The sequence below is a fragment of the Mycobacterium sp. genome (assembly GCF_035499775.1).
Lineage (GTDB): Bacteria > Actinomycetota > Actinomycetes > Mycobacteriales > Mycobacteriaceae > Mycobacterium.
In genome coordinates this window covers 1-3903 of record NZ_DATJYB010000243.1, presented here as the reverse complement: position 1 = coordinate 3903, position 3903 = coordinate 1, and the positions used below count along the sequence as shown (strand labels likewise).

Genomic DNA, 3903 nt, shown 5'->3' with positions numbered 1-3903 from the left:
GCGCCTGGTCGGCGCCCACCGCCGCAAGCTCACGCTCGAGGGCGTCGAGGAGCTGGTGCCGCCCTGGGACCGCAACTCCGTGTACCTGATCCTGCTGCTGCGTCTGGCGGTGCTGCTGCACCGGGGGCGCAGCGCCACCGCGCTGCCGCACATCGAGCTGTCGGTGACGCCGCGTTCGGTCGAGATGCGTTTCCCGGCGCGCTGGCTGAAGGATCACCCGCTGACGTCGGCGGATCTGCAGCAGGAGGTCGACTACCTGCGCGCCGGCGGCTACCGGTTGCGGGTGTTCAGCGGCGGGAGCTGAGCTGCCGAACCTGGCTCCGCCGGCGCCGGGCGGCCAGGCGACGGCCGGCGGCCAGAGCGAGAAGCCCCGCAACATCGAACCAGGCAAGCCCGCCACCGCCTCCGCTGCCACCACCACCACCGCCACTGCCACCGCCTCCGCCACTACTACCGCCACCGCCTCCACTCGAGCCGCTGCCGACTGTCAGCACCGCCGAGGCCTGCACCGGGGTGGTCGATGTGGGGCAACTCAACGAGTAGGTGAAGGTGCCGTCGGTTGTGGCGGTCTGTGTCAGGCTGCCGATTCTCGGGTAGACGCCGGACCAGGGTGAGCCGTTCGCCCCCCCGCCGGTCGCCGTGCAGCCGGTGGCGCCGATAGAACCCCACTCGAGCGTGTAGGTTTGCCCGATTGAGATGGTTTGCGGCGAAACGGTCAGGGCCGCGCCGGGTGTCGACGTCTGCGAGATCCAGATCGACCAGTTCATCGTGGCCGTCTGCCCTGACTGATCGGCCAGCTGCACCTTGAAGCCGTAAACCCCCGTACTCTCCGGAGTTCCGGACAGCTCTCCGGTCGGGCTGAGGCTGATCCCTGCGGGGAGCGTGCCGATCACCGTGCCCGTGACCTGTCCGATCGCACGGTCGAGGGTGGGTAGCTGATAGATGAACGGCTGCCCGGCCGCGAATGAGGCCAGGCAGTTTCCCCCATCGCAGGAGACCTGGCCGGGATAGAACACGTTGACGAAGAGGCTCTTGTAAGCGACCGCGCCTGCGGAGTCCGTTAGCTTCGCGGTGAACTGGTAACCCGTGCCCTCCTGCTGGGTGTTGGCTGCGGTGCCCGACAACACACCGCCGGGGGAGAGCATCAGGCCGTTCGGTATTTCGAAGTCTGCCTGCGACCAGGTATATGGAGGAGTGCCGCCCGTGGCGCTCAGCGCGACGCTGTAAGGCAATCCGATCGGGGCCTCGGTCAGGAGTGATGGGGTGGTGATCGCGAGCGCGGAATCTGTGAAAGCGACGATGAACCCGTCCTGCTCACCCCCCATACCGGAGCGCAGTCCGTCGTCGGTTACCGGGAAGCTCGCCGCCTCGGTGGCGCCACTCACGTACACAGTGCCGGTCGGCGTCAGCGCAATGCCGGTGCCGATGGTGATCGGCGCATAGTCGCGGGGCGTTGTCTCATAGCCGCCAAGGTAGGTGCCATAGAGCACTGTCTTGCCATCGGCGCTGAGCTCGGCGAAATACGCTTCGCGATCCGCCATGTGGCCGACGATATAGAACGGGCTGCTGACATTGACCAGCAGATCGTCGGTGACCGCGGAGGTGACATCCTGGAATGCGCCGCTCGTGACGGGCATGTCCGCGGAGAAGGTGACGCCGACCAGGTAGGCGTTGGCGTTCGCATCGCTCGCGATTCCGAGGCAGCCATCGATAGCCGAGCCACCGAAATAGGTCGCGTATACCGAGGTCAGTCCGGAGTCCACGCGGCGCACCCAGCCGGTGGTTTGTCCGAGAAGATGTGTCTGAAAGACGCCAGCCGAGGTTGGAAAGTTCGTCGAGGTCGTACTACCGCATAGCAACCAGCCGCCGGCGGCGTCTGGAGCCAGCGCTTGAGCCCAGTCGTCACCCGAGCCGCCGAAGACCTGACCAGCGAGGATCTGGCTGGCATCCGCCGAGACCTTGATGATGAAGGCATCGCTCGGGCCTGACAGCGGGCTGACCAAGCCCACGAAGTCGCTCGATGCCGTCTGACCCACTACGATTGCTTCCCCCTGCGCATCGACCTGCACCGCGTTCGCGACGTCGGTGCCGGTGCCGCCGAGATACGTTCCATATATGAGCGTCGAACCGTCGGCGCTCACCTTCAACAGGAAGCCGTCCTGATCGATCGTGTTGCCCGTCGGGATGTCGCTGGGCTTGATCGTGCCCGGTGTGGTGGGCAGATTCGGCTCGGTCACCTGGCCGACGACGTAAGCATTGCCCTGTGCATCGATGGCGACCCCTTTGCCGCTATCGCCCGGGAAGAGCGCGCTGTAGACGAAGCTGGTCCCGTCGGCTGAGATCTTGGACAGGAACACCTCGCCGCCCGGCACATTGGCGAAGACCCCAGGGGTTCCCGGGAAATTGTTGCCATCGAGTGTCGATCCCGTGATGACCGCCTCGTTCGCAGCATCGAGCGCGATGGCGTTGATGTTGAAACCGAATATCAGCGCGCCGTAGATCACCTGATGGGTCGGGCTGAGTTTGAGCACGTAGCCGCAGCCGTTGATGCAGTTGTCGCCGGGTGAGCGCGGATTGGCGGGATCCAGGCTGGTCGGAGTAGTCGGGAAGGAGTCGTTCGGCTGCGCGGAGGTGTCGAGCTGCGTGGTCCCACCGACGTATAGGTTGCCGTCGCTGTCAGTCGCGAGTGCGGCGGCATTGTCGGTCATCGCATCGGTGTTGGTTCCGACGAACGTCGACCAGGTCGCCACCAGCGGATCGATGAGCAGCGGCCGTGTGTGATCGAAGTCGCCCACGGCGAACCGCACCGACCGTCCGGTCGTGACCGCGCGCACGGCCACCTCGGCGGTGTCCGTGCTTCCCTGCTGATAGGCGCGGGGGCGATGCAGCCGGAAGCGCTCCCTGGTCCCCACCAGAAGGATATCGCCACTGCGTGTATCGACCTCAAGACGGGCCTGCTTGCTGCCCGCGAGCTCGATCGCGTTCGGATCGGCTCCCGGATGCACGAGAAAATCCAGCTCCAGATCGCCCCCGTTGGCGCGCACGCGCGCATCGATGCCGGGCCAGACGCCATGGAAGGTGGCAACCGCGAAGCGACGCCACACAGTGACGTCGGCGCGTTGGCGGACTCCTGTGAAGAGGCGCAGCGCGCCGGGGACCTCCTCACTCAGTTCCGCCGGCGCGTTGCGCGAGGCGCCCGCGAACGCGATCTCGAGTGCGTCGGCGCTGTTTGGGCCGTAGCGGATGCGCAGGCCGTCCGATCGGGCCTCCGCGACGTAGCGTCGGCCGGAGGCGACGAAGGTGACCTGTGAGGTTGCTCCCTCCGAGGGCGCTTCGAACGCGCCCGGCCATAGCCAGTGCGCGATGGACTCTCGCGTGGGCAGCAGCGGAGCGCCCGGATACGGGCCAGCAGGCCGCGCGGCACGATCGGCGCTCAGAAGCACGGCTACGCCGCCCAGCAGCATGGCGACAATGACGGGCGTGCGACCCGAGAAGCGGATGTGATCCATAGCGTTTCTCCGACCCCCTCAGAGAACGTCTTCTTCGGCAACCCCTTGGTGCATGCTAGGAGAAAATCGGCATCGACTCCAGGAGACGCCGCGCGCGCCGCTTACTTCGGCGGCTCCGTCGTGGGGCTGGCCGTCGCGGCCGCGGGCTTGTGAGTCCGCGCGGCGCGCTGCTCCAGGCCGCCGGTCGTCTCGACGTTGGTATGCGGCGGGGCCGCTCCCGGCCGGGGCCGCGTGCGCTTGCGCGCCGGCGGGGTGGCCTTGACCGGCGCGGCGGCCTTGGGGCTTTGAGCCGCCGCGGCGGGGGTTGCGGGCGCCGGCGCGGCCGGCTGCGGCTCTTGCTGCGCGAAGCTCACCGCGGCGGCGCACAGCAGCGCGACCGCGAGCGTCCCGGTCA

General features: G+C 67.4%; 2 protein-coding genes and 1 pseudogene. 1 reads left to right on the top strand and 2 read right to left on the bottom strand.

Annotated features, from left to right (window positions below):
- Positions 1 to 304: hypothetical protein (locus tag VML93_RS16160; RefSeq protein ID WP_414686373.1), on the top strand; the 304-nt coding region annotated here is incomplete at its 5' end.
- Here the strand turns inward: VML93_RS16160 and VML93_RS16155 are convergent.
- Both VML93_RS16155 and VML93_RS16150 read right to left on the bottom strand, forming a co-directional pair.
- Positions 288 to 3509, bottom strand: coding sequence for an Ig domain-containing protein (locus tag VML93_RS16155; protein ID WP_325612128.1), 3222 nt, complete (start codon positions 3507 to 3509; stop codon positions 288 to 290). The genes VML93_RS16160 and VML93_RS16155 overlap by 17 nt on opposite strands.
- A gap of 101 nt (positions 3510 to 3610) precedes the next feature.
- Positions 3611 to 3903 (bottom strand): annotated as a pseudogene (locus VML93_RS16150) (hypothetical protein); the annotation flags it as partial.

Coding starts and splice junctions, on each gene's coding strand:
- VML93_RS16155 (WP_325612128.1), bottom strand. CDS start 3,509: ATGGATCACATCCGCTTCTCGGGTCGCACGCCCGTCATTGTCGCCATG.